This is a genomic window from Pseudomonas sp. PB120 (assembly GCF_009761815.1).
Lineage (GTDB): Bacteria > Pseudomonadota > Gammaproteobacteria > Pseudomonadales > Pseudomonadaceae > Aquipseudomonas.
Genome location: NZ_RWIN01000156.1, coordinates 46,944 through 71,358, shown reverse-complemented (window position 1 = coordinate 71,358; position 24,415 = coordinate 46,944). Strand labels below are relative to the sequence as shown.

Genomic DNA, 24,415 nt, shown 5'->3' with positions numbered 1-24,415 from the left:
TGCCCGCGAAAGGGCCGCCTGTCACCGCTAATTCATGAAAGAACCCTGGCCAGAAACACCGCCGTCCGGCTTTTTTTGCTCTTGGCGACTTTCTCCGGCGTCCCCGCCACCACAATCTTCCCGCCCTGATCCCCCGCCCCCGGGCCTATATCAATCACCCAGTCACTTTGCGCCACCACACGCATTTCATGTTCGACGACGATCACCGTGTGCCCCGCGCTCACCAGCGTGTTCAACTGCTCCAGCAAGCGGTCGACATCCCGCGGGTGCAGACCGGTCGTAGGTTCATCGAGCACATACAGCGTCGCCCCCCGCTGGTTGCGTTGCAGCTCGGTGGCCAGTTTGATGCGCTGGGCTTCGCCGCCTGACAACTCGGTCGCCGGTTGCCCAAGGCGCAAATAGCCCAGGCCGATGTCACGCAACACCTCCAGCGAACGGCGAATACCCGGCTGCTCAACGAACACCTCGACCGCTTGATCCACGGTCAATTGCAACACCTGGGCGATGGTCAACCCCTGCCAGGTAATCGCCAGCGTCTCGGCGTTGTAGCGCGCACCGTGGCAGGTCGGGCATGGCGCGTAGACGCTCGGCATAAACAGCAATTCGACGCTGACAAAGCCTTCGCCCTCGCACGTCGGGCAACGGCCTTTGGCGACGTTGAACGAAAACTGGCCGGCATCGTAACCGGCGGTCTGCGCCTGGGGTGTCGCGGCGTACAGTTTGCGCACGTTGTCGAACAGCCCGGTGTACGTCGCCAGATTGGAACGTGGCGTGCGGCCGATGGGTTTCTGATCGACTTGCACCAGGCGCTTGATCGAGTCCAGTCCGGCGCTGACCTGACCGCCACTGACTTGCGGTGCGTCGTCCTCCAGGCTCCGTTCTTCAGCCTCACTGTCACCGGCCGCGCGCCCAAGGTGCGCGCCCACCAGTTCCAGCAATGCCTGGCTGACCAGGCTCGATTTACCGGAGCCTGAAACGCCGGTCACCGCCGTGAAACAGCCCAGCGGAAACTCGGCGTTGAGGTTGTTCAGGTTATTGCGCGTGATGCCCTCCAGGCGTAGCCAATCGGTCGCCTTGCGTCGGGCGCGGGGTTCGATGACGTGCTCGGCGAACAGGTAGGCGCGGGTCTGCGAAGCCTTCACGTCAGCCAACCCCGGCGGCGGCCCGCTGTAGAGGATCTGGCCGCCATGCTCGCCAGCCGCCGGGCCGACGTCGATCAGCCAGTCGGCGCGGCGCATGGTTTCCAGGTCATGCTCGACCACAAACAAGGTATTGCCCGCGGCTTTCAAGCGTTGCAGGGCTTCGAACAGCGCCTCGCCATCCGCCGGGTGCAGGCCGGCGGATGGCTCGTCCAGCACGTAGATCACACCGAACAATTGCGAGCCCAATTGCGTCGCCAGGCGCAAGCGCTGCAACTCGCCGGATGATAACGTCGGCGTGCTGCGGTCTAGCGCGAGGTACCCGAGCCCCAGGTCGGTGAGCGTGCTGACCCGTTCGAGCAAGTCCTGGGCAATGCGTTGCGCGGCCAGACGCTTTTCAACCGAAAGATTGGGCGTGTGGCGCACATCGGGCGCATTGGAATGGCCGCTGGCGCCATGGGCCACCCGTTGCTCACGCGCTTCGCGGGTCTGATCGTGGGTCAACACCTCGCCGGACTCATCGGCCTGTTCGAGGTAGCTGTGAGCCGCCACCGGTTTCAGCACCTGCGCCACTTGCAGCAACGGCATCTGTGACAGCTCGCCGATGTCGTATCCGGCAAATGTCACCGACAGCGCCTCGCGCTTGAGGCGTTTGCCGTCGCATAACGGGCAAGGGCTGCCGAGCATGAATTGTGAAACGCGTTTCTTCATCAGCGCGCTTTGGGAGTGGCTGAAGGTGTGCAGGATGTAGCGCCGGGCGCCGGTGAAGGTGCCCTGGTAACTCGGTTCCATTTTGCGCTGGAGGGCGACTTTGGTTTCCTGCGGCGTGAACCCGGCATACACCGGGACGGTCGGGGTTTCTTCGGTGAAGAGAATCCAGTCACGCTGTTTTTTCGGCAGCTCGCGCCAGGGTTTGTCGACGTCGTAGCCCATCGTGACGAGGATGTCGCGCAGGTTCTGGCCCTGCCACGCCGTGGGCCAGGAAGCGACCGCACGCTGGCGGATGGTCAGGCTGGGATCGGGGACCATCAAGGATTCGGTGACTTCATATACCCGGCCCAACCCATGGCATTCCGGGCACGCGCCCTGGGGCGTATTGGGCGAAAAGTCTTCGGCGTACAACATCGGCTGGCCCGGCGGATAACTGCCGGCCCGGGAGTACAGCATGCGGATCAGGCTCGACAACGTGGTCACGCTGCCCACCGAGGAACGCGTGCTCGGCGTGCCCCGTTGCTGCTGCAAGGCAACGGCGGGGGGCAGGCCCTCGATGGAATCGACGTCCGGCACCCCGACCTGATCGATCAGGCGCCGCGCATAGGGTGCGACGGATTCGAAATAGCGCCGTTGCGCTTCGGCATAGAGCGTCGAAAACGCCAGCGACGACTTGCCCGATCCGGACACGCCGGTGAACACCACCAAAGCGTCCCGGGGGATGTCGACATCGACGTTCTTGAGGTTGTGTTCCCGGGCGCCGCGCACCCTGACCATGCCGGAGGGTGGATTGGGGGTGCGCTTTGATGTCATTGGATGGCCTCAAAAATTTCCAAAATAAACACCGACCTCTGTAGGTGCGGGCTTTTGTGGTGAGGGGATTTATCCCCTCGCCACAAAAGCATGCCTCACCGGGCTTAACCGTTCAGGACCATACGAACCATCCGGGTCAGGGCTTGCGGTCCATAAGGTTTGCTCAGCAAATGCGTGTCAGGACTGAGTTGATGATTGCGCGAGATAATGTCACGGGTGTGACCCGAGGTGAACAGCACCGCCACGGGGGGCGTCTGCACTTTGGCCCAGGCGGCGAGGTCCGAACTCTTGATCAGCCCGGGCATGACCACGTCGGTGAAAATCAGGTCCACCGCCCCCCCCTCCAGCAACATCTGCATGGCGACGTCACCGTTAGGCGCGGTGATGACCTGGTAACCCTCTTCGCGCAGCAATTCCACGGCCGCAGCGCGCACCGCTTCATTGTCTTCGACCACCAGGATGTGTTCGTGCCCGCCACGGTGCAATGCATCCGGGCTGACCGTTTCGCCTTGCAACGAACGCCAGCTGCGAGGGAAATACAACTGCACCCGGGTCCCCTGCCCGACTTCGCTGGAAATCTCGATATGCCCGCCGCTCTGTTTGACGAAACCGAACACCATGCTCAACCCCAGGCCCGTGCCCTGGCCGTCAGCCTTGGTGGTGAAGAAGGGTTCAAAAGCTTGCGCGAGCACCTGCGGTGACATGCCGATACCGGTGTCAGTCACCGTGACGCCCACGTAGTCGCCGGCAACGATGCCCTTGCCTGCGCAAAAAGCGCGATCGAGCGTGATGTTCTCGGCGCTCAGGCTGAGGGTCCCCTCACCTTGCATGGCATCCCGGGCGTTGATCGCCAGATTGAGAATGGCGTTTTCCAGTTGATTGCGATCCACGTAGAGGTGCCACGGCGCTTCTGGAGTGGTCATGTTGATCTGCAGGGTTTCCCCCAGCGCCCGCTGCAGCAACTCCGTCAGGCCCTCGAAGATTTGCCGTGGATCGAGCACGGCCGGCGACAGCGGCTGGCGACGGGCAAATGCGAGCAATTGCGAGGATAGCTTCGCGCCACGCTCGACGGCGGCAATCGAAGCGCTGACCCGGCGCTGCACGTTGGCATTGTCCGGCTCGTGTCGCGCCAGCAAGTGCAGGTTGCCGGCGATCACTTGCAACAGGTTATTGAAGTCATGGGCCACCCCACCGGTAAGGCCGCCGATGGCTTCCAGCTTCTGGGATTGACGCAATTGCTCTTCGGCCGCCAGCCGCGCGTCCACTTCGTCGGCGACCCGTTGCTCGAGGTTGCGGGTGAATTTGAGCAAGGATTCTTCGGCGATCTTGCGTTCATGGATGTCGATCAAGACGCCAGGAAAGCGGAACGCTTCGCCCTGCTCATTGAACTCGCAACAACCACTGGCAAGCACCCACAGATAACTGCCATCCGGGCGCAGGACGCGGTACTCGGCGTTGTATGGTTCGCCGGTGGTGACGGATTGATTGACCTGCTCGTGGACCCAGCTGTAGTCGTCGGGATGAATGCGTGATTCGGCGATGTCGACCGACAGCTCGGCCAGGTTCTGATCGGACGGGAGGGAAAACGTGCGGGCAAACCGCTCATCGACGGACAGCACGTTGGCCTTGATGTCCCAGACAAACGAACCGAGCAGCGCGCCGGCATTCAGGGCCAGTCGCACCCGCTCGTTGTCGGCGCGGTAGGCGTCTTCGGCGGCCTGGCGCCGGCGTTCGGAAATCACATGCTCGGTGGTCTCGACCACCATCGCCATGACCCCGGCCGGGCGTCCTTCATCATCGGCGACCGGACTGTAATAAAGGTCCAGCCAGACGTCTTCCGGCACACCATCGCGCAGCAGCACCAACACTTTATTGCTGTACGACAAGGTACCGCCGGCCAGGCAGGTATCGACCACATGCCGGTTGAAATCAGCCACTTCTGGCCAGCCCAGCTCCACCGGGGAGCCCAGCAGGTACGGATGGCGGCCACCGGCAAATCCCGAGTAAGCATCGTTATAGATCATATAGCCGAGCGGGCCCCACAGCATCACCATCGGCAGTGGCGAGGCCAGCATCAGTTGCACCGTATTGCTCAGGCTCCGGGGCCAGGTATCGAGGGGCCCCAGCTCGGTGGTGCTCCAGTCGAACGCGCGAATGCGCCCGGCCATTTCACCGTTCCAACCCGCACACCCGTGGCTATCGTCTAGAAACGGCATCGACTGCTTTTAGCCCCTGTGATTGGCGTCCGTTTGTTTCGAGCTTCATGCACGCCAATGGTTTCATAGAGGTATAGCTGATTCACCCATCGCAAGCTTTTTGTGGCGAGGGAGCTTGCTCCCGCTCGGCTGCGCAGCAGTCGCAAATTGTTGATCGCGCAGAGGGGCTTGGGGTGCTTCGCACCCAGCGGGAGCAAGCTCCCTCGCCACAGAAAGTGGCCTGAACAGCTTCAGCGCTACACCTCAATCAAGTGTTTGAGCGGGTGATAGCCGGTTTTCAGCGTTGCCGCGACGTCGAGGATGGCTTTTTCGATGCCGTTCAAATGCATGCAGGTCAGTTCGATGGCGGCGCTCTGGTTACCGGCCTCGATGTACTCGATCAGGCGCAGGTGTTCGTCGTCGCGGCACGCTTCGTGGCTTTCGTCGTCCAGCGCGGCGACGTACAGCGAGGCGCGGGAGATCAGCTTCTGAAACCAGTCGAGCAGCACCGGGTTGTTCAGGCTTTGCGCAAGCTTGATGTGGAACTCGCCGAGCAAATGAATCAGCCGATCATGGTCGCCACTGCGGCGCGCGTCCTCTTCCAGCAACAGGTGATCCCGCAGGTCCCGGGTCACCGCCGTATCCCGACGGCGACACAGCTCGCTGACGATGCCGATCTCGACCAGCCGCCGCGTTTCGAACAACGAACGAATCTCTTCGTCACTGGGCAACGACACCGACGCACCTTTATTGGGCTCGGTGGTGACCAGCCCATCCGCTTCCAATTGCTTGAGCGCGGCACGGACCGACGTCCGGCTGACATTAAAAAGTTCAGCCAGTGACGCCTCGCCGAGCTTCATCCCGGGACGCAACGAACGTTTGCTGATCGCCTCGTAAACCCCTTGGTAGACGCGGTCGACCGTGGTTTCCAGCTTTTTTTCGGCCATTTGAACACTCCTATAGCGCTAAACAACCGGCCCCTGGCGATGAGCAGCCATTGAAAAAGGGGGTTGCAACAGCAGAATAATCCGGTTATTTGTAGATTGCATCCAGATATTGCATACAATAATTAGAGGATTGCACCATTATGGGTCAACCAATAGCGATCGAAGTGCGTAACGTCTTCAAGCGGTATTCCGACGATCCGGGGCTGGCTCCAGCCCTCGACAACGTTTCAGTCGACATTGCCGACAACGAATTCTTCACCCTGCTCGGCCCTTCCGGCTGCGGCAAGACTACCCTGCTGCGCACCATCGCCGGTTTCGAGCATGTCAGCGACGGCGAGATCCGTCTCGCGGGCGAAACGGTCAATCACTTGCCGCCTTTCAAGCGTCGGGTCAACACGGTGTTCCAGAGCTACGCGCTGTTTCCCCACATGAGTGTCGCGCAGAATATCGCCTTCGGCCTCGAGATGCAGGGTCTTGATGCCAGGCAAATTGCCCAGCGCGTCGATGAGATGCTGGCGCTGGTGCAAATGACGCACCTGGCCAAGCGTAAACCAGCCGAATTGTCCGGTGGCCAGCAACAACGCGTCGCGCTCGCCCGGGCGTTGGCGCCGAAACCCAAAGTGCTGTTGCTCGACGAGCCGCTGTCGGCGCTGGACCTGAAGCTGCGCAAGGAAATGCAGGTCGAACTCAAGCGCGTGCAGAAGGAAGCCGGGATCACCTTCATTTTCGTGACCCACGATCAGGAAGAAGCCCTGACCCTGTCGGATCGCATTGCGGTGATGTCCGCCGGCAAGATTCTGCAGATCGGCACACCCAACGATATTTACGAACGGCCGCAGCATCAGTTTGTCGCCCAGTTCATCGGCGACATCAATTTCCTGCCCGGTCACCTCAAGCGCGGCCAGCAGAACGAAAACCTGTTTGTGCCCAGCGGCATGCCCGTTGAGATCCCCTGCCCGTCCCAGGGACTGGACAGCGCCAAGGTGCAGCTGGCGTTCCGCCCCGAGCGCTCGCAACTGGTCGACCCGACGCAGCCGCATCACCTGCGCGGCGTGATCGAGGCTGTGTTGTATGTCGGCACCGCGACGCTCTATCAGTGCCGCTTGAACAACGACATCAAGGTCATGCTGCGCGAGAACAACGAAGGCCTGAGTCGTGGCCGGGTGGTCGGTGATCGCGTCGCGGTCAATCTGCCGCCCCATGCCTGCCTGTTGATGGAGGCCTGAGATGAGCGTCAGCAGCACTTCTCCCGCACTCAACCGCGCGCTGTTGCTCAGCCCGGTGGTTCTGACTTTGCTGGCATTGATCGCGATTCCGCTGGGCATCATGGGCTACATCAGCTTGTTGCCGCGCAACGTGTATGGCGGCGTCGACTGGCAGGCCAACTGGCAATTGCAAAGCTACGTGCAGCTGTTTTTCCAGGAAGGATTCGACGGTGAACTGGAACTGAACTGGGTCTACGCCCAGGCCTTGTTGCGCTCGGTGTTCCAGGCCGGCGGCACCACGGTGCTGTGTTTCCTGTTCGGTTTCCCGGTGGCGCTGTGGATGTCGAGCCTGACCCCGCGCCGACGCAACCTCATGGTCCTGCTGATCACCATTCCGTTCTGGACCAACCTGCTGATCCGTAACTATGCGTGGCTGATCATCCTGCGCGAACAAGGCTGGGTCGCCCAAAGCCTCAACGCGCTGTTCCCTCAGGCCGGTGGCATCACCCTGCTCTACAACGACTTCGCAGTCAGCGTCGGGCTGGTCTACAGCTTCCTGCCGTTCATGATCTTGCCGATTTACTCGACCCTGGAAAAACTCGACTGGCGCCTGGTGGAAGCCGCCTACGACCTCGGCGCCAATCGCTGGCACGCGCTGAAACGGATCATCCTGCCGCTGTCGATGCCGGGGGTGATTGCCGGTGCGCTGCTGGTGTTCGTGCCGAGCCTGGGTGCCTTCATCACCCCGGCGATTCTCGGCGGCGGCAAAACGCTGATGATCGGCAACCTGATCCAGCAACAGTTCGGCACGGCACGTAACTGGCCGCTGGGCAGTTCGCTGTCGTTCCTGTTGCTGGGGATTCTGCTGCTGTCCCTGGTGCTGTACGCCCTGTATAGCCGCAGCGCCGCCAAAACTCTTCGTCGGGGAGCTACCGCATGATTGCCCTGCACCTGAAAAAACTGCCGCTGACCCGCGAAGTCAGCCTGCTGATGCTGGCGTATCTGTACCTGCCGATCCTGGTGCTGATTGCCTACAGCTTCAACGCCAACCGCTCGGCGACCGTATGGACCGAGTTCTCCTTTGCCTGGTACGGGCGAATCCTGGCCAACCCGTCGATCCAGACGGCGGCGCTGAACTCAATCATCGTCGCCAGCATTGCCACGGTCTGCGCCACCGCCATTGCGCTGCTTGCGGCACTGGCGACGTATCGGCCGTTCTACGGACAGAAGATGGTCGAGGGCGGGATCAACCTGCCGCTGATCCTGCCGGAGATCGTCACCGCCGTGGCCACGTTGCTGTTGTTCATGGCGCTGGGGATCAAGCTCGGCTTGCTGACGGTGATCGTCGCGCACATCGGCTTCTGCATCCCCTTCGCCTACTTGCCGATCCGTGCGCGGCTCAATGACCTGGACAAAAGCCTGCTGGAGGCGGCCAACGATTTGTACGCCAACCCGTGGCAGGTGTTTCGCCGGGTGACCTTGCCGCTGTTGTGGCCGGCGGTGTTGTCCGGTTCGGTGCTGGCGTTTGTGGTCAGCCTCGACGATTTCATCATGACGTTTTTTGTCGCCGGGCCGGGTTCAACCACCTTGCCGGTGTACATCTTCTCGGCGATCAAGGCCGGCGTGACGCCGGAGATCAACGCGATCTCGACCCTGATGCTGGTGATTTCCATCGTGCTGGTGGTGCTGGCCTTCTGGCTGGGACAGCGCGGCAAACAACAATGAGTCTGGAGCGTTCTGTAATGAAAACAAAAAGCATGCGTTTCGCTGTCGCCAGCCTGGCCCTGAGTTGCTTCACGGCGTTCGGTGTTCAGGCCGCCGAGCCCAAGGAATTGTTCTTCTACAACTGGACGGACTACTACCCGGTCGATCTGCTGGCCAAGTTCGAAAAGGAGACCGGGATCAAGGTCACCATGGACGGCTACGACAGCAACGAAACCCTGCTGGCCAAATTGCAGGCCGGTGGCGCGGCGTATGACGTGATCGTGCCGTCGCAATCGATCATGCGCACGCTGATCAATCAGGACCTGTTGCTGGAAATCGACACCTCGACCCTTCCGAACTTCCAGTACGTGAAGCCGGCGTTCCGCGACCCGAGTTTCGACCCTGGCCGCAAGTTCTCGGCGCCGTACCTGTGGGGCACCACCGGGTTTTCCTATGACAGCGCGCGCGTGCCTGGCGGCAAGCTGGACGATTCGTGGAAAGAGTTCTTCGAACCACGCAAGGAACTGCAAGGCCAGCTCGCGGCCCTCGACACGTCCAGCAGCGTGATCAACGCCGCCAGCCATTACCTGAACGTCGACGAATGCAGCGAGAACCCGCAGGACGCCAAGCGCATCCTCGAGCTGCTGCAGAAACAGAAACCATTCCTGAAGATGTACAGCTCGGACAACACCGTCGACCGCATGGCCTCCGGCGAAGTGATCATGATGCAGAACTGGAACGGTTCCACGGCCCGGGCCACGTTGCAGAAGAGCACGATCAAGTACGTGTATCCGAAAGAAGGCGTGGCGATGTTCCAGGACAACTTCGCCGTACCGAAAAGCGCGCCGCACCCGGGTAACGCGAAGATCTTTATCGACTGGATGATGAAACCGGAAAACGCCGCCGCCGTGTCCAACGCCATCGCCTACGCCAACGGCATTCAGAGCGACAAGTTGATCGACGCCAAATGGCGGGTGATGGACGCCATCAACATGCCCGACGAATTCGCCTCGCGCCTGCGGCCTGAGAAAGAGTGCAGCAACAAGGCGCGGGAGCTGCAGGACCGCATTTGGGCGAAGCTCAAGGGCTGATCCGAGACCGAGTCGCCCCCATCGCGAGCAGGCTCGCTCCCACAGGGTTCGGGGATTGCCCTGGATTCTGTGTCCCACACAAACCACTGTGGGAGACACAGGGTTCGGGTGTGCCCTGGATCCTGTGTCCCACACAAACCACTGTGGGAGACACAGAGTTCGGGTGTGCCCCGGATTCTGTGTCCCACACATAACCACTGTGGGAGCGAGCCTGCTCGCGATGAGGTCAGTCTGAACACCGCTAATTAGAAGACCTGAATGAGGTTCGTATGACCCAACCCCGCTGGCTACGCAACGTGCGCCCCTACGGCGCCACCGCCGAAGACCTGCTGATCGAAGACGGCCGGTTCAGCCAACGCCGCCCCGCTTCGAACGAAGCCCTGTCGGCCACCGACATCGACGGCCAACACCAGCTGCTCACCCCGGCTTTGGTGGAAAGCCACGTCCACCTCGACAAAACCCTCTGGGGTCAACCCTGGCGCCCGAACAGCGCCGGTCCGACCTTGAAGGATTACATCAGCAACGAGCGCCGCGTGCTGCGTGAAGTCGACAGCCCCATCGCCGAGCGCGCCGGTGCGCTGCTGGAAAACTGCATCGCCCGTGGCTCGCTGACCCTGCGCTGCCACGTCGACATCGACCCGGATTTCGGCCTGCGCCATGTCGAAGCCATGCAACAACTGCGCGAGCGTTACCGCGACCTGATCGACCTGCAACTGGTGGTGTTCCCGCAAACCGGCCTGATCAGCCGCCCCGGCACCGCCGAACTGATGCGCGAAGCCATGGCCCTGGGCGTGGAAAACGTCGGAGGTCTCGACCCGTGCGGCATCGACAACGACCCGATTGCGCAGCTCGATTTCGTGTTCAAACTGGCCAGCGAATTCGACCGGGGCGTGGACATTCACCTGCACGACAAAGGTGAACTGGGCCTCTGGCAGGTCGCGTTGATTGCCGACTACACCGAGCGTTTCGGGCGTCAGGGCCGGGTGATGATCAGCCACGCTTATTGCCTGGGCATGTTGCCCTGGAGTCAGGTCAAACCGGTGGCCCAGCGTCTGGCCGCGCTGGGGATTTCATTGATGAGTTCTGCCCCGGCCGATTGCGCGGTGCCGCCGTTTCTCGCGCTGCGCGAAGCCGGGGTGAATGTGTGTCTGGGTTCGGACGGCATCCGCGATGCCTGGTCGCCTATGGGCAATGGCGACATGCTGGAACGGGCGATGCTGCTCGCGTTTAGATTCGACTTGAACAAGGACGAGGAACTGGCGGCGGCGTTCGAGGCGGCGACGGTGAATGGCGCCCGAGCATTGGGCGTTGAAGGTTACGGCGTGGAGGTCGGGCAGCCGGCCGACTTTTTGCTGATGCCAGTACAGACGCTGGGTGAGGCTGTCGTCTCGCGGCCGCTGCGGCAGGTCTATCGCGCCGGGCAGTTGATCGCCTCCGGCGGGCAGCTGTTGGAAAGCCGCTTGTGAAGCGCATACCCGCCAAAACAGTCGCCCTGAAAGCCAGTTGCGTGGTGGGCTTCGACGGTACGCAGCATGTGCTGTGGCGCGACGGCGAAGTGGTGTTCGAAGGCTCGCGCATCGTATTTGTCGGCCGTGGTTACCCGGGGCCGGTGGATGAACGGGTCGACTATGGCAACGCGTTGATCGGTCCCGGTTTCATCGACCTGGATGCCCTCGGCGATCTCGATTCCACGGTGTTGACCCTGGATAACGGCGACGAGCGCGACATGGGCCGGATGTGGTCCGAGGACTACTTGGCCGCTGGTCCCCGGGAGAGCTACAGCCCGGAGGAAGAAGTTTTCAAATACCGTTACGCCTTCACCCAGTTGATCCGCAACGGTATCACCACGGCCATGCCGATCACCTCGATGTATTACCGCGAATGGGCCGAGACTTACGACGAGTTTGCGGCGGTGGCGCAGGTCGCTGGCGAGTTGGGCCTGCGCACGTACCTGGGCCCCTGCTACATGAGCGGCATGAGTTACTGGCGCGCCGATGGAACCCTGGCCCATCACTGGGATGAGCCTAGGGGAATGGCCGGGCTTGAGGCGGCTGTGCGGTTTTTCCAGGACTTCGACGGTTCACATGACGGCCTGATTCGCGGCGCGCTGCTGCCCGACCGCATCCAGACCTGCACCCCGGCGCTGCTGCAACGCACCGCCGCGTTGAGCCGCGAGCTGAACGCGCCGATGCGCCTGCATTGCTGCCAGGGCCTCGGCGAAGTGGCGATGGTTGAAAGCCTTCGCGGGTTTTCGCCGCTGGGCTGGCTGGAGCATCTGGGCCTGCTGACCCCGCGCAGTTTGCTGCCCCACGGCATTTACACCCGTGGCGATGAAGACCTGCAGCGAGTGGTGGATGGCGGCGCGAGCCTGGTGCATTGCCCGGTGGTGTTTGCCCGGGATGGCGAGGCGCTGAACTCATTCGGCCGCTATCGGGCCAAGGGCATCAACTTCGCCCTGGGCACCGACACCTGGCCGGCGGACTTGCTGGACAACATGCGTCAGGGCCTGAACATCGCTCGTTTGATGGAGGGCGGTTCTTCTTTGACCAGCACGCTGGATATGTACAACGCTGCCACGCTCGGTGGCGCCCAGGCGCTTGGGCGTGATGATCTAGGACGATTGGCGCCGGGATGCAAGGCCGACATCACGGTGTTCAGCCTTCGCGGCCAGCATTTGGGGCCGCTGTTCGATCCCCTGAAAAACCTGGTGCTGGCCGGACGCGGGGACGACTGCATCGCCAGTTACATCGATGGCCGTTGCGTGATGCAGGACAGTCAGGTCCAAGGCGCCGACCACCCCGCTCTGCAGCGCCAGGCCCAAATACAATTCGAAAAACTGATGCGCAGTCACAGCGACCGGGCCTTCGGCCAACCGGACTGGAAAACCCTGTTCAAACCGGCCATCCCGTTCGCCGACGACTACAGCGCACACGCGCCTTTGAGCGCGATTGATCCCCTTCTTTAGAGATTTCTGCCTATGCAAAGCTTCGACTTCAGCACACTGAGTGCACGGGACAAATACAAGATTCTGATTGGTAGCGTGGTGCCACGGCCGATTGCCTTGGTGACCACCGTGGACGGCGAAGGCCGGATCAACGCCGCGCCGTTCAGCTTCTTCAATGCCCTGTCGGCAGATCCGCCCATTCTTGCGCTGGGCGTGGAAAACTACGGTGACCAGAGCCCCAAGGACACCACCCGCAACATCCAGCTCAATCAGGAATTCACCGTCAACATCGTCAGCGATGCCTTGGTCGAAGCCATGAACGTCTGCGCCGTACCCTTCGCGCCCGGCTTCGATGAGTTGACGGCGGCGGGGCTGACAGCGATTCCCGGCACCACGGTCAAATGCCCGAGAATCGGCGAGGCGCCAGTGGCGCTGGAATGCCGGCGGATGATGGCGCTGTCCATCGGGCAGTCGCGGGAGATCATCTTTGGCGAAGTGCTGATGGCGCATGTGCGCGATGAGTTGATCGACCCGAAAACCCTGTACATCGATCAGCTGGGCCTGGACGCGATCGGGCGGATGGGTGGCCACGGGTATGCGCGTACGCGGGATTATTTCGATTTGCCGACGCGGTCGTTGCAGGCGTGGACCGATGCGCCGGGGGGTGGTGAGCGGTTTTGGCCGGTTGCCAAATAAGAGGGGGCATCACGCGTCACCTGTGGCGAGGGAGCTTGCTCCCGCTGGGTTGCGAAGCAACCCCTAACCGGTGATCGCGTGAATTCAATGACACCGCGCGTACCGGGTTTACGACTGCTGCGCAGCCGAGCGGGAGCAAGCTCCCTCGCCACAAAAGCGCACGCCTCTTGGAGATCAGCGGAAATCCCGGCTGCGCACGCTGATGCCGTCGAGCAAGGGGCTCAGGTCGCTTAAACGTCCGGCAATCAAATGCCGCACCTCGCCTTCCTTTTCCCAGCGCCCATCGACCTTCAGCAACTGCGAACCCACCAACACCTGCCGCTGCCGCTCGGCCAGGTCGCGCCAGACGATGACGTTGACGTTGCCGAACTCGTCTTCAAGGGTGACGAAGGTCACGCCACTGGCGGTACCCGGGCGTTGGCGGCCGGTGACCAGCCCGGCGACGCTGACCGGGCGCCCATGGTCGACATCGAGCAGTTCCCTGGAACTGCGGCAGCGTCGAGCTCTCAATTCACCGCGCAACAACGCCAGCGGATGCGGGCCGAGGGTGGTGCCGACACTGTTGTAATCCGCCAGCAGGTCTTCGCCCACCGTGGGTTTGGGCAACGCCACCATGTCCTCTTCCTGGCTCGGCAGTCCGGCAAACAGGCCGAGTTGTTTCTGCACCCCCGCCACTTCCCAGCGCGCCCGATGCCGGTCACCGGCCAGCCCGCGCAGTGCGCCGGCATCAGCCAGTTGTTCTTGCGCACGGGCATCGAGTCGCGCGCGCTCGCCAAGGTCGGCGATGTCGACAAACGCCCCCCTCGCCCTGGCGGCCTCGATACGCCGGGCATCGTCCTCGCGAAAGCCCTTGATCATCCTCAGTCCCATGCGAATCGCCGGCTGCGCGCCGGTAATCGGCTCGAGGCTGCAATCCCAGTCGCTGGCGCGCACATCCACCGGGCGAATCTGCAACTGATGCCGACGCGCGTCCTGCAGGATCTGGTCCGGGCTGTAGAAACCCATGGGCCAGCTGTTGATCAGCGCACAGGCGAAAGCCGCCGGCTCATGGCATTTCAACCAGCAACTGGCGTAGGTCAGCAAGGCAAAACTGGCGGCATGGGATTCGGGAAAACCGTAACTGCCAAAGCCCTTGATCTGCTCGAAGATCTGCGCGGCAAAGTCTGCCGTGTAGCCGTTCTTCTTCATCCCCGCGGCCAGGCGATCCTTGTGCGGTTCGAGCCCGCCGTGACGTTTCCAGGCGGCCATGGAGCGGCGCAACTGGTCAGCCTCGCCGGGGCTGTAGTCGGCGGCGACGATGGCGATCTGCATCACCTGCTCCTGGAACAGCGGCACGCCCAAGGTGCGCTTGAGTACGGCTTCCAGCGCCGGCGACGGATAGGTCTCGGGCTCTTCCTTGTTTCGCCGCCGCAGGTACGGGTGCACCATGCCGCCCTGAATCGGACCCGGACGGACGATGGCCACCTCGATTACCAGGTCATAGAACGTGCGCGGCTTGAGCCGGGGCAGCATCGACATCTGGGCTCGGGACTCGATCTGGAACACGCCGATGGTATCGGCACGGCCGATCATGTCGTAGGTGTCTGGATCTTCGGCGGGCACCGACGCCAGGCTCAAGTCCAGGTGCCGATGACGGCGCAGCAGATCGAAACAACGCCGAATCGCGCTGAGCATGCCCAAGGCCAGAATGTCCACTTTGAGCAGGCCGACCGCGTCCAGGTCGTCCTTGTCCCACTGGATGATGGTGCGATCGGCCATGGCGGCATTTTCCACCGGCACCAGGCTGTCCAGGGGTTGTTCGGAAATCACGAAACCACCGGGGTGCTGGGACAGGTGGCGGGGAAAACCGATCAGTTGCTGGGTCAGGCTCAACACCCGGCGCAATACCGGGCTGTCGGGGTCGAACCCGCCTTCGCGCAAGCGCTCGAGGGGCGGCGCCTGGTCACTCCAGTGACCACAGCAATCGGCCAGCGCGTTGACCTGATCCGGTGGCAGTCCCAACGCCTTGGCCACGTCGCGCACCGCGCCGGCACCGTGATAGCTGCTGACCACCGCCGTCAGCGCCGCGCGAGTGCGGCCATAGCGCTGGAACACGTATTGGAGGACTTCTTCCCGGCGTTCGTGCTCGAAATCGACGTCAATGTCCGGCGGTTCGTTGCGCTCCCTGGACAGGAAGCGTTCGAACAACATGTTCATCCGCTCAGGATCGATCTCGGTAATGCCCAAGGCGAAACACACCGCCGAGTTGGCCGCTGAGCCTCGCCCCTGGCAGAGAATTTTCTGGCCCCGGGCGAAGGCGACAATGTCCTGGACGGTCAGGAAATAGCTTTCATAACCCAGCTCGGCAATCAGGCCCAGCTCCTTGTCGATCAGCTTGCGCACCTTGTCACTGGCACCGTCGGGCCAGCGCTCGCGGATGCCGCGCTCGGTCAGTTCGCGCAGCCAGGAATCGGCGCTGTGCCCTTGCGGCACCAATTCCCGGGGATACTGGTAACGCAACTGACCGAGGTCGAAGGTGCAGCGCCGGGCGATGGCCAGCGTTTCATCGAGCAGTGCTAGCGGGTAGATCGATTGCAAGGCGTCGAGGCTGCGCAGATGGCGCTCGCCATTGGGGTGCAGGCGCAACCCGGCCTCGGCCACCGGCAGGTGGTGACGGATCGCGGTCATGGTGTCCTGCAAGGCGCGCCGGCCACGGCTGTGCATGTGCACATCGCCGCTGGCCACGGCCGGAATCCGCAGCTCCCTTGCCAGCATCAACAGTTCGTTCAGCCGTCGGTTGTCGTCCTGGCCACGATGCAACTGGACCGCCAGCCACAAACGCTCAGCGAAGGCCTGTTTCAGCCAGTGCCCATGTTCAATATCGTCGACCGCGTCCGGTACCCACAACGCCAAAAGCCCCGGCAAGGGGGCGCCGAAGTCTTCGCGCAGGACTTGGTACTGGCCCTTCTGCGTGCGGCGCCTGGCCTGGGTAATCAGCCGACACAGATGTTGGTAGCCCTCGAGGTTCTCCACCAGCAACACCAATTTCGGGCCGTTCTCGATGCGGATTTCGCTGCCGATGATCAGCGGCAGTTCCACGGATTTAGCCGCCTGCCAAGCACGAACGATGCCGGCCAACGTGCACTCGTCAGTGATCGCCAACGCCTGATAGCCATGTTTTTTCGCCCGTTGGAAAAGTTCGAGGGCACTGGAAGCACCGCGCTGGAAACTGAAGTTCGACAGGCAATGCAGTTCGGCGTAGTCGATGCTCATGCGAACCAGCCTTGCAGCCACAACGGACCGCCCTCGCCCACCGCACGATAGGCCCAGCCCTGCTGGCCGGAACGGGTTTCGATCAGGTAGTAGTCGCGGCGCACATCGGCGCCGTCCCACCAGCCGGACTCGATACGTTCCGGTCCCATGAGGATGCGCGCCGAACCTTCGTGGACCGCCAGCGGTTCGGTCAGCAACCAGCCAGGACGCTGCACGCCGGACAATCCGGCGCACGGCTGCTTGTCGGCACGCGCCTGCCAGGCGCATTCGGGTCGATGATCGGCCTGGAACCGCAAGCCTTGCACGGCATCATCCCCCAGCCGCGCACGCAAGCGTTCACGCAGTTGCTCCCAGGGCAAGGACTGCTGCGGGCGGTCGTCGAACAGTTCCTGGCGCTGCGGGACGAAGCTGGGCAGGTCTTCGGCCCGCAGGCGGAAACCACGGACCGGCGCTTCGACCTGGACCTGCTCCAGCCGCCCCCGGGCCAGTTCGAAGAGCATCGCCGGATCGCGCTCGGCGCTGAGCAGGCCGACCTTGATCACGCTGTCCGGCAACCCGGCGTGCTCCAGGTGCAGGTCGAAACGCTGCACGCCGCTGTCCCGCCCGCAGAGGAAGGCCGACAAATCACCGGTCAGGCGCCTTAGAGGAAACAGCAGCGCCTGATGGGACTGCACATCGAAATTGAGCTCGATGCGCACATCGAACCGGTCCGGTGGCAGGTAGAACGCCAGCGCCAGTCGCCGCGCACCGAGCAAGGTGTCCAGATGTTTGAGTACTTGCGCGTCGAAGCGCCGGGCCAGGCTCTGCCGGGGCAACGCCTGCACCTGGCTCAAGGTGCGCAGCCCCATGCGTGACAACGCCGTGGCCACCGCCGGTTCCAGGGCAATCCGGTCGACGGGCAGTTGCCCGAGATAGTGCTGCAAGGCCTGATCGTCCGGCACCACCAGACCGTCATAAGCATTGGCCAATACCCGAGCCGCCGCCGGATTGGGCGCGGCAACGATCCGATGGCGAAACCCCAGCTCGGTGAGTTCGGCCCGCAACCTCGCTTCGAATTGCGGCCAGGAGCCGAACAAACCGAGGCTGGACTCGATTTCAAACACCACGGCACGCGGGTAATGCACGCTGACCTGGGAACTGAACCGGTATGCCCAGGCGGCCAGGAACTGCTGCCAGTGTTCGATCTCGGCAGCGTCATAGTCTGCGGTGACGAAGCCTTTGCTCAAGGCCTGCGCGGCGGTCATCGACTGGCCGGGACGCAATCCCAGCGCACGCGCCGACGCGTTGACCGCCTGCAACACCCGACGCTGCGCCGGGCCGATCAGCAGCGCCAGCGGTTCATCAGGGTCGGCGCGCTGACGCAGTACCGCGTCCAGCGCCAATTGCGGGAAGAGAATGCACACCCAGCGCATGGCAACCTCAATGCCCCACTGGGAAGGCAATCGGCGCCGAACGGGCCAGCCCGCCCCGGCACTTGAGCACGCGCAATTGCGCGGGCCTGGCATCGATGGCGATACGCAGCGCGGCCGGTGACGGGTTGACCGCTTCATGGATCGAGCGATAGGCGAACGCCAGGGTCGAGCCGGTTTCCGCCGCCACCTGCAAGCGGCGCAACGCCCGGTCATCGGCCTTGTGCGGCCAGCACAACACCGCGCCGCAACTGCCCGAACGCAGGCATTGCTCGGCGGCCCACAGCGCTTCGCGCTCGCTGGCCCGGATGATCGACAACTGCCGCAGATCGACCCCGGCGTTTTGCCAGGCTTGCGGATAGGGCACGTACGGCGGCGCCACCAGCACGATGCGCTCACCCGCCGCCGACAACCGCGCCAGTGCCGGCCACACCAGTTGCAACTCGCCAACGCCCTGCCCGGCCAGCAGGATTTCGGTCAGCGCGGCTTCCGGCCAGCCACCGGTGGGCAATGCCGCATCCAGCGCGGCATGCCCGGTGGGTTGCGGGCTGACAGCCGGTGGCGCAGGCCGGCCCTTCCAGACCTGGCCGCCATTGAACAGCGTATCCAGCGCGACGACGGCGCCCATCACCCTTGCCTCACCAGGCCGCAGAACACGCCTTCGATGGCCAGGTCCTGATCGGCTCGAACGATAATCGGCTGGTACGTCGGGTTGCGTGGCAACAGGCGCACCGCGTCGCCGACCCGCTCGAAACGCTTGATGGTCACTTCGCCGTCAAGCCGCGCCACGACGATCTGGCCATTGAGCGCCTCGGGATTGCGGTGCACGCCCACCAGATCGCCGTCGAGGATGCCGTCTTCGATCATCGAATCGCCCTTGACCCGCAGCATGTAGTCCGGCACCCGGGAGAAAATCGACGGGTCGAGCAGCAAGCGGCTGTGGACCTCGGCGTCGGCGCCGATCGGCGCACCCGCCGCCACCCGGCCGAGTACCGGAATGTCCAGCCACTCAGGCCGCGCCGGTTGCCCGAGCAGACGAATGCCCCGGGCCTGATGCGCATTGACCTCGATGAAACCGGCTTCGGTCAGCGCCAGCACATGCTTGCGCGCCACGCTGCGGGAGGCGAAACCGAACGCCTCGCTGATTTCAGCGAGGCTCGGGGACTGGCCGTGCTCCGCGATTCGATCGCGGATGAAGGTCAGGATGGCGGTACGGCGGGGAGTTAAAGTCGTCATGGAGTACATTTGTACTCTTTTGGCTTTTCCCTGGCAAGCCTTTGTAGGAGCGAGCTTGCTCGCGAAAAACGCCCAGGCACCGCGTTCATCCAGGCAGCGCGCGTTATCGTTGGCGTCCATCGCGAGCAAGCTCGCTCCTACAGGGGGATTTTTTCGGGGGCGAGTTGTGCCAGGTAGGGCCACGGGTAGATGCCGCGCTCGTGGCCGTCGCTGAAGATCAATTGCAGGCCGTAGCCTTGGGCGTTCAATTCGATAACGCGAATCCGGTCATCGACCAAAGGCGCCAATCCTTGCAAACGAAACGCCCGGCATTGCGAACACGGGCACTGCCGGCGCAACTCGGCGTGATCGAGCAACTGTTCGCGGCCGTCCGGCCAGTTCAGGCGCAGCTGCCGTTTGCCTTGGGAATTGCCAATCGCCAGCGGGTTCATTGCAGCTGACTCAGCGCAATACGCACGGCTTTGCGCACTTCCGGATCGCCATCGTCTTGCGCGGCCTGCAAGGGTGCGATCGCGCCTTTGTCGTTCAATTCGCCGAGGGCCAGGGCGGCCTCCTTGCGCAGGTTGCTGATGCGATGACCGAGGGTGTCGATCAGCGCTGCCAAGGCCGGCGCATACCGCAAGCGGCCGAGGCTGCGAGTGGCGCGCAGACGGACCTGCCAGTAATCGTCGCTCAATGCCTCGACCAAGGCGGGCCCGCCGTCGAGGTGACCGACCTTGCCAAGGGTGGTGGCGGCCTCTTCGCGCACTTGCCAGGCGGAGTCCTGCAACGCCTGACGCAGCGCGGGCAGCACTTGTGCGTCGGAGGCCAGGCCGAGGGCGCCGGTGGCGGCGCGGCGGACGTCGGTGTCCGGGTCATCACTGGCCAATCTGGCCAAGGCAGGCAGCGCATCGAGTTGCTTGAGCCAGCCGAGTACGCCGACGGCTTCGCGGCGAACGCTGGCGTCTTGATCATTTAACGCACCCGTCGCGGCTGTGGCGGCGCCGGGGAAACGCAACTCGCGCAACGCCCTGAACGCCGCGATGCGCACGCTGATGTCCGCATGCCCGGTCCACGGCAGAATCACCTGGCCCGCCGCTTCGCTTTTCAGCAGGCTAAGGCTTTGCGCAGCGGCGGCTTGCACGGCCAATGAGGGATCGGTCAGGGCCTGGCACAACGCCTCGACCACCGGCCTGTCCTCCCAGGCTTCCAGCAGCCGCGCGGCTTCGGCGCGAACTTCTTCAGTCGGGTCTTCAGCCAGGCGGTTGACCAGCCACAGCAAGCCATCTGGCTCTTCGAGATCGGCCAGTTCGATCAGCGCAATCCGGCGCACAACCGGATCTTCATCGGTCAGGCGCGGTTGCAGGGCCAGAATGTCGTCGTTATCGGTTACATCGAATAGAGAGGTCATAGGGCAAATCGCGGCAGTTTGTTTTGAGGGGGAAGTCCGAGAGGGTTCAGGCGCGGTAACTGCCGACCGTCTTCGTGACGCAGTAATTCGAGGCAATGGCGTTTCAGGCGCGAGAATTCATGGCGGGTCACCAGCTCGGTGGTGCGCGGCCGGGGGAAGTCGAGGCGCAGGTCTTCGATGATTCGGCCGGGACGAGAACTCATCACCAGCAGCCGATCGGCGAGAAACAGCGCCTCGTCGATGTCGTGGGTGACGAACACCACGGTGGTGCGAATGCGCGCCCAGATGTCCAGCAGCAGCTCCTGCATGTTCAACCGGGTCAACGCATCGAGGGCGCCGAAAGGTTCGTCCATCAACAACAGTCGTGGCCGATTGATCAGGACCCGGGCGATTTCCACCCGTTGCTGCATGCCCCCGGACAGCTGATCCGGCCAGCGCTCGGCAAAGCCTTCCAGCCCCACCAGTGCGAGCATTTCATCGGCGGCCTTGTGACGTTCGGTCTTGCCGACACCGCGCATTTTCAGACCGAACGCCACGTTGTCGCGCACGGTTCGCCACGGAAACAACGTGTGATGCTGGAACACCATGCCACGCTGCGGCGATGGCGCCGACACGTCCGCGCCGTCGACCTTGAGACTGCCGGCACGGGGTTGCAAATGGCCGGCCAGGGCGCCGAGCAACGTGGATTTGCCACAACCGGACGGACCGAGGATGCACACGAACTGGCCGGGCTCGATCTGGCAATCCAGACCTTGCACGGCTTCGAAAGCAGCGCTGCCCTGCCCCAGGCTGATCGACAACTGGCGAATATCAATCCGCCCTTCAGGGTGTTGAAAAACGCTCATCAGGTTTTTCCTCGTGGTCGATGCCAGGGCGTGAACAGCCCGCCGAGGCGTTTGATCAGCAGGCTGCTGCCCATCCCGAGCACGCCGATCAGCAACATGCCCACGACGATGTCGGCGTAGTTCTGAATGGTGTAGGACTCCCAGGTGTAATAGCCGATGCCGTACTGGCCGGAGATCATTTCCGCGGTGACCAGGCAGAACCACGAAGTGCCCATGCCGATGGCGAGGCCGGTGATGATGCTCGGTGCGGCGCCCGGCAGAATCACTTCCAGCAGAATCGCCCGACGCCCGGCGCCGAGGCTTTTCGCCGAGGCGATCAGCCGGGGGTCGACGCCTTCGACTCCATGCACGGTGTTGAGCAGGATCGGGAACAGCGCGCCGGTGAAGGTGATGAAGACCATCGACAATTCCGAGGACGGGAACATGAGGATGGCCAGGGGAATCCACGCGACTGCCGGGATCGGACGCAGGACTTCCAGGGGTGGCAGCAGTAAATCTTCGGCCCATTTCGAGCGGCCGATGGCCAGGCCCAAGGCGATGCCGATGATCAGGGCGGCGAGGTAACCGGCGAAGACCCGGCTGAGGCTGCTGCTCAGGTGCTGGCCGAGTTTGCCGGAATCGCCAAGGCCTAGCGCCGCTTCAATCACGGCCACCGGTGTTGGCACATTGGCGAAGGTCACCAGGCCGAGGTTCCAGTGGTGGCTGGCGGCGAGCTGCCAGAACAGCAGGCAGAGCAGCAGCGAAGCGGCTCTTGGAATCCAGCGCTTAAATGATCCGAACACAATACTTCCTCTCAACCTTGGTCCCTGTGGGAGTGAGCCTGCTCGCGATTGCGGTGTGTCAGTCGACATTGATGCCGACTGATCCGGCCCCATCGCGAGCAGGCTCGCTCCCACAATTGACCGAGTTGTGCCTTGGGTTAGCGGGCAGCCACGGCCTGGGTGGTGGCGTCGGTGAAATCGAAGACTTTTCCGCCCTGGGCCGTGGCGTATTGCTGGGCCTGGCCTTTGAGCAGGAACGCGCTGAGCCGCCCTTTCGCATCGCTGGCAAACCACGCCTGATCCGCCAGCAACTTGATCCCGCTGTCACTGGCCTGGGCATACACCGCGCGGATGTTTTTGCCTTCCTGCTTCAGGCTCGCCAACGCCGCGAACGCCGACTCCGCCGAGCCGTACTGTCGGACTTTCGGCTCGCCACGCACCCAGATTTCGGCGACATGACTGAAGTCGGTGATGGCCTTGCCGGTCGATGCATCATTGGCCTTGAGCGGCGTCTGCGCGTAGTTGGCCAGTTGCGTGGTGTAGTCGAGGTTCGAAGCCTTGAACGCGGCGCGGATGTATTGGTCGTCGATGAACGTGTTCAGATCGAGACCGCGATCCGCCTTCTTCAACAGCTTGAGGGTATCGATGGCCGTGCCGACGGCCTGGCGGTATTCCGGTTTCCAGCTCAGGTCGCGGGTCTGCACGCCGAGCGGGCCGTGGAACAGGTAATTCACCTCGGCATCGACACCGGTCACCTTGGCGATCAACTCGCTGTATTTCTCCGGTTCGGCAGCGAGCAGCTGATTGGCTTCGAGGCTCGCGCGCAGGTAGGCAACGACGATTTCCGGGTACTTTTTCGCGTAGGCCTGATCCACCAGTGCACCGTGGAACGTCGGCGCACTGGCCTGGGAACCGTCATAGATCTTGCGAGCAAAACCACGGCTCGGGAACAGCTCGGCGAACGGCACGAAGTCGGCGTGCGCATCGATTTTCCCGGCCTGCAACGCGGACCCAGCAACTTCCGGTGGCTGGGCGATGATGTTCACGTCTTTCAGCGGGTCCCAACCCTGAGCCGCGACGGCGCGCAACAACATGCCATGGGCCGTCGAGGCGAACGGCACGGAAATGGTCTTGCCTTTCAATTCGGCCAGGGATTGAACACCGGAAGCGCTGAGCACGACGATGCCGTTGCCGCTGCCCTTGATGCTGCCCGACAGCACGCTGATAAACAGGCTGTGCTTGCCTGCCGTTTCAAACGCCACGCCGTTGAACGCGCCCGGGAAATCGGCCATGGCGCCGAAGTCGAGTTTGCCGGCCACCATCTCGTTGGTCAGGGGCGCACCGCTGGTGAAGTTCTTCCACTCCACGTCGTAGTGGGCGTCTTTGTAGGGGCCGTCATGGGGCAGGTATTTGTCCAGCAAGCCGAGCTCGCGGATCAGCAGGCCACCGGCGGCACAGTTGATGGTGGTGTCCTGGGTGCCGATGGCAATGCGGATGGTTTCTGCCTGCGCAGACAAGGTGAATGAGGCCAGTACCAGGCCGGCCAGTGTTGCTCGCAATAACATGGTGAATCCCCTCGAATCATTTATAGGATGTTCGTCTCCGCCACGATCAGAGCGTGGTGGGAAACGAGGGGTGTTTTTCAATTTGGCGTCCGGTGTTGCCGGGTAGCATTTTTGGGTTGTCACAAAACCAATGTAGGAGTGAGCCTGCTCCTGGCGGCGTTCCGACGATGGCGATGGCACATCCAACATCTATTTACCTGTCCTACCGCTATCGTCGGAACGCCGCCCGGAGCCGGCTCACTCCTACAGGGATTGCATTTCAGCGCAGCAGGTACGGGATATCCACTTTCACTGCCCCGGTCGGGCAGTCCTTTTCACAAGGCATGCAGTACCAGCATTCGTCGAAGGCCATGTAGGCTTTCTGGGTGGCCGGGTTGATTGCCAACAAGTCCATCGGGCAAACGTCGACGCACACGGTGCAGCCTTTGTGGGCGATGCACAGGTCCTCGTCGACCGTGACCGGCGCATTGGAGCGGAAGAAGATTTCCTGGGGCTGATAGGCCATTTCGCGG

Annotated in this window: 20 protein-coding genes; 7 read left to right on the top strand and 13 right to left on the bottom strand. The window is 62.8% G+C overall.

The features are described 5' to 3' along the window. Positions 1 to 32 precede the first annotated feature (32 nt). From uvrA to EJA72_RS28520, 3 genes are all read right to left on the bottom strand, one after another. Positions 33 to 2,663: an excinuclease ABC subunit UvrA gene (uvrA, locus tag EJA72_RS28530; RefSeq protein ID WP_157715206.1), complete on the bottom strand. Its 2,631-nt coding sequence runs from the start codon at positions 2,661 to 2,663 to the stop codon at positions 33 to 35. 104 nt (positions 2,664 to 2,767) lie between these two features. Continuing rightward, positions 2,768 to 4,831 carry a PAS domain-containing sensor histidine kinase gene (locus tag EJA72_RS28525; protein ID WP_157715208.1) on the bottom strand — a complete coding sequence of 688 codons (2,064 nt, stop codon included), beginning with the start codon at positions 4,829 to 4,831 and terminating at the stop codon, positions 2,768 to 2,770. 284 nt (positions 4,832 to 5,115) lie between these two features. Beyond that, positions 5,116 to 5,805: a GntR family transcriptional regulator gene (locus EJA72_RS28520; protein WP_157715205.1), complete on the bottom strand. Its 690-nt coding sequence runs from the start codon at positions 5,803 to 5,805 to the stop codon at positions 5,116 to 5,118. Positions 5,806 to 5,945: 140 nt separating this feature from the next. Between EJA72_RS28520 and EJA72_RS28515 the strand changes: the two genes are divergently transcribed. The 7 genes from EJA72_RS28515 to EJA72_RS28485 all read left to right on the top strand — a co-directional run bounded on the left by EJA72_RS28515 (position 5,946) and on the right by EJA72_RS28485 (position 13,445). After that, entirely contained in the window at positions 5,946 to 7,031 is a 1,086-nt protein-coding gene (locus EJA72_RS28515; RefSeq protein WP_157715204.1) for an ABC transporter ATP-binding protein, read from the top strand. Position 7,032: 1 nt separating this feature from the next. Continuing rightward, positions 7,033 to 7,950 (top strand): ABC transporter permease, encoded by a 918-nt coding sequence (locus EJA72_RS28510; RefSeq protein ID WP_157715203.1) that lies wholly within the window; start codon positions 7,033 to 7,035, stop codon positions 7,948 to 7,950. Further along, a complete protein-coding gene (locus EJA72_RS28505) occupies positions 7,947 to 8,735 on the top strand; it encodes an ABC transporter permease (RefSeq protein ID WP_157715202.1) in 789 nt (262 codons plus the stop codon). Before EJA72_RS28510 ends, EJA72_RS28505 begins: the two co-directional genes overlap by 4 nt. 17 nt (positions 8,736 to 8,752) lie before the next feature. After that, positions 8,753 to 9,805, top strand: coding sequence for an extracellular solute-binding protein (locus tag EJA72_RS28500; protein ID WP_157715201.1), 1,053 nt, complete (start codon positions 8,753 to 8,755; stop codon positions 9,803 to 9,805). A 269-nt stretch (positions 9,806 to 10,074) separates the two neighbouring features. Beyond that, positions 10,075 to 11,271, top strand: coding sequence for an amidohydrolase family protein (locus EJA72_RS28495; protein WP_157715200.1), 1,197 nt, complete (start codon positions 10,075 to 10,077; stop codon positions 11,269 to 11,271). Beyond that, a complete protein-coding gene (locus EJA72_RS28490; protein ID WP_372240758.1) occupies positions 11,268 to 12,770 on the top strand; it encodes an amidohydrolase family protein in 1,503 nt (500 codons plus the stop codon). The genes EJA72_RS28495 and EJA72_RS28490 overlap by 4 nt, the downstream gene beginning before the upstream one ends. Positions 12,771 to 12,782: 12 nt before the next feature. Next, positions 12,783 to 13,445 (top strand): flavin reductase family protein, encoded by a 663-nt coding sequence (locus EJA72_RS28485; RefSeq protein WP_157715199.1) that lies wholly within the window; start codon positions 12,783 to 12,785, stop codon positions 13,443 to 13,445. 174 nt (positions 13,446 to 13,619) lie between these two features. Here the strand turns inward: EJA72_RS28485 and EJA72_RS28480 are convergent, their stop codons facing one another. The 10 genes from EJA72_RS28480 to EJA72_RS28435 form a co-directional block, all read right to left on the bottom strand. Further along, positions 13,620 to 16,718 carry an error-prone DNA polymerase gene (locus tag EJA72_RS28480; protein WP_178129622.1) on the bottom strand — a complete coding sequence of 1,033 codons (3,099 nt, stop codon included), beginning with the start codon at positions 16,716 to 16,718 and terminating at the stop codon, positions 13,620 to 13,622. Next, positions 16,694 to 18,109 carry a DNA polymerase Y family protein gene (locus EJA72_RS28475; protein ID WP_157715197.1) on the bottom strand — a complete coding sequence of 472 codons (1,416 nt, stop codon included), beginning with the start codon at positions 18,107 to 18,109 and terminating at the stop codon, positions 16,694 to 16,696. The genes EJA72_RS28480 and EJA72_RS28475 overlap by 25 nt, the downstream gene beginning before the upstream one ends. A gap of 7 nt (positions 18,110 to 18,116) precedes the next feature. Beyond that, positions 18,117 to 18,734 (bottom strand): translesion DNA synthesis-associated protein ImuA, encoded by a 618-nt coding sequence (imuA, locus tag EJA72_RS28470; protein ID WP_157715196.1) that lies wholly within the window; start codon positions 18,732 to 18,734, stop codon positions 18,117 to 18,119. After that, complete coding sequence (gene lexA, locus EJA72_RS28465; RefSeq protein ID WP_157715195.1) at positions 18,734 to 19,351, bottom strand: transcriptional repressor LexA; 618 nt, start codon at positions 19,349 to 19,351, stop codon at positions 18,734 to 18,736. The genes imuA and lexA overlap by 1 nt, the downstream gene beginning before the upstream one ends. A 128-nt stretch (positions 19,352 to 19,479) precedes the next feature. After that, a complete protein-coding gene (locus EJA72_RS28460) occupies positions 19,480 to 19,773 on the bottom strand; it encodes a DUF971 domain-containing protein (RefSeq protein WP_157715194.1) in 294 nt (97 codons plus the stop codon). Beyond that, on the bottom strand, positions 19,770 to 20,732 hold the full coding sequence (locus EJA72_RS28455; protein ID WP_157715193.1) for a HEAT repeat domain-containing protein: 963 nt from the start codon (positions 20,730 to 20,732) through the stop codon (positions 19,770 to 19,772). The genes EJA72_RS28460 and EJA72_RS28455 overlap by 4 nt, the downstream gene beginning before the upstream one ends. Then, positions 20,729 to 21,577 carry an ABC transporter ATP-binding protein gene (locus EJA72_RS28450; RefSeq protein WP_157715192.1) on the bottom strand — a complete coding sequence of 283 codons (849 nt, stop codon included), beginning with the start codon at positions 21,575 to 21,577 and terminating at the stop codon, positions 20,729 to 20,731. The genes EJA72_RS28455 and EJA72_RS28450 overlap by 4 nt, the downstream gene beginning before the upstream one ends. Beyond that, positions 21,577 to 22,359 (bottom strand): ABC transporter permease, encoded by a 783-nt coding sequence (locus EJA72_RS28445; protein ID WP_178129621.1) that lies wholly within the window; start codon positions 22,357 to 22,359, stop codon positions 21,577 to 21,579. Before EJA72_RS28445 ends, EJA72_RS28450 begins: the two co-directional genes overlap by 1 nt. Positions 22,360 to 22,496: 137 nt before the next feature. Then, positions 22,497 to 23,903, bottom strand: a complete 1,407-nt coding sequence (locus EJA72_RS28440; RefSeq protein ID WP_157715190.1) for an ABC transporter substrate-binding protein — start codon at positions 23,901 to 23,903, stop codon at positions 22,497 to 22,499. Between the two features lie 259 nt (positions 23,904 to 24,162). Beyond that, a complete protein-coding gene (locus EJA72_RS28435; RefSeq protein WP_008060065.1) occupies positions 24,163 to 24,408 on the bottom strand; it encodes a ferredoxin family protein in 246 nt (81 codons plus the stop codon). Positions 24,409 to 24,415: the final 7 nt, after the last annotated feature.

Coding starts and splice junctions, on each gene's coding strand:
- EJA72_RS28510 (WP_157715203.1), top strand. CDS start 7,033: ATGAGCGTCAGCAGCACTTCTCCCGCACTCAACCGCGCGCTGTTGCTC.
- EJA72_RS28485 (WP_157715199.1), top strand. CDS start 12,783: ATGCAAAGCTTCGACTTCAGCACACTGAGTGCACGGGACAAATACAAG.
- EJA72_RS28525 (WP_157715208.1), bottom strand. CDS start 4,831: ATGGCCGGGCGCATTCGCGCGTTCGACTGGAGCACCACCGAGCTGGGG.
- lexA (WP_157715195.1), bottom strand. CDS start 19,351: ATGTACTCCATGACGACTTTAACTCCCCGCCGTACCGCCATCCTGACC.
- EJA72_RS28495 (WP_157715200.1), top strand. CDS start 10,075: ATGACCCAACCCCGCTGGCTACGCAACGTGCGCCCCTACGGCGCCACC.
- EJA72_RS28450 (WP_157715192.1), bottom strand. CDS start 21,577: ATGAGCGTTTTTCAACACCCTGAAGGGCGGATTGATATTCGCCAGTTG.
- imuA (WP_157715196.1), bottom strand. CDS start 18,734: ATGGGCGCCGTCGTCGCGCTGGATACGCTGTTCAATGGCGGCCAGGTC.
- EJA72_RS28500 (WP_157715201.1), top strand. CDS start 8,753: ATGAAAACAAAAAGCATGCGTTTCGCTGTCGCCAGCCTGGCCCTGAGT.
- EJA72_RS28515 (WP_157715204.1), top strand. CDS start 5,946: ATGGGTCAACCAATAGCGATCGAAGTGCGTAACGTCTTCAAGCGGTAT.
- EJA72_RS28440 (WP_157715190.1), bottom strand. CDS start 23,903: ATGTTATTGCGAGCAACACTGGCCGGCCTGGTACTGGCCTCATTCACC.
- uvrA (WP_157715206.1), bottom strand. CDS start 2,663: ATGACATCAAAGCGCACCCCCAATCCACCCTCCGGCATGGTCAGGGTG.
- EJA72_RS28435 (WP_008060065.1), bottom strand. CDS start 24,408: ATGGCCTATCAGCCCCAGGAAATCTTCTTCCGCTCCAATGCGCCGGTC.
- EJA72_RS28460 (WP_157715194.1), bottom strand. CDS start 19,773: ATGAACCCGCTGGCGATTGGCAATTCCCAAGGCAAACGGCAGCTGCGC.
- EJA72_RS28520 (WP_157715205.1), bottom strand. CDS start 5,805: ATGGCCGAAAAAAAGCTGGAAACCACGGTCGACCGCGTCTACCAAGGG.
- EJA72_RS28455 (WP_157715193.1), bottom strand. CDS start 20,732: ATGACCTCTCTATTCGATGTAACCGATAACGACGACATTCTGGCCCTG.
- EJA72_RS28475 (WP_157715197.1), bottom strand. CDS start 18,109: ATGCGCTGGGTGTGCATTCTCTTCCCGCAATTGGCGCTGGACGCGGTA.
- EJA72_RS28505 (WP_157715202.1), top strand. CDS start 7,947: ATGATTGCCCTGCACCTGAAAAAACTGCCGCTGACCCGCGAAGTCAGC.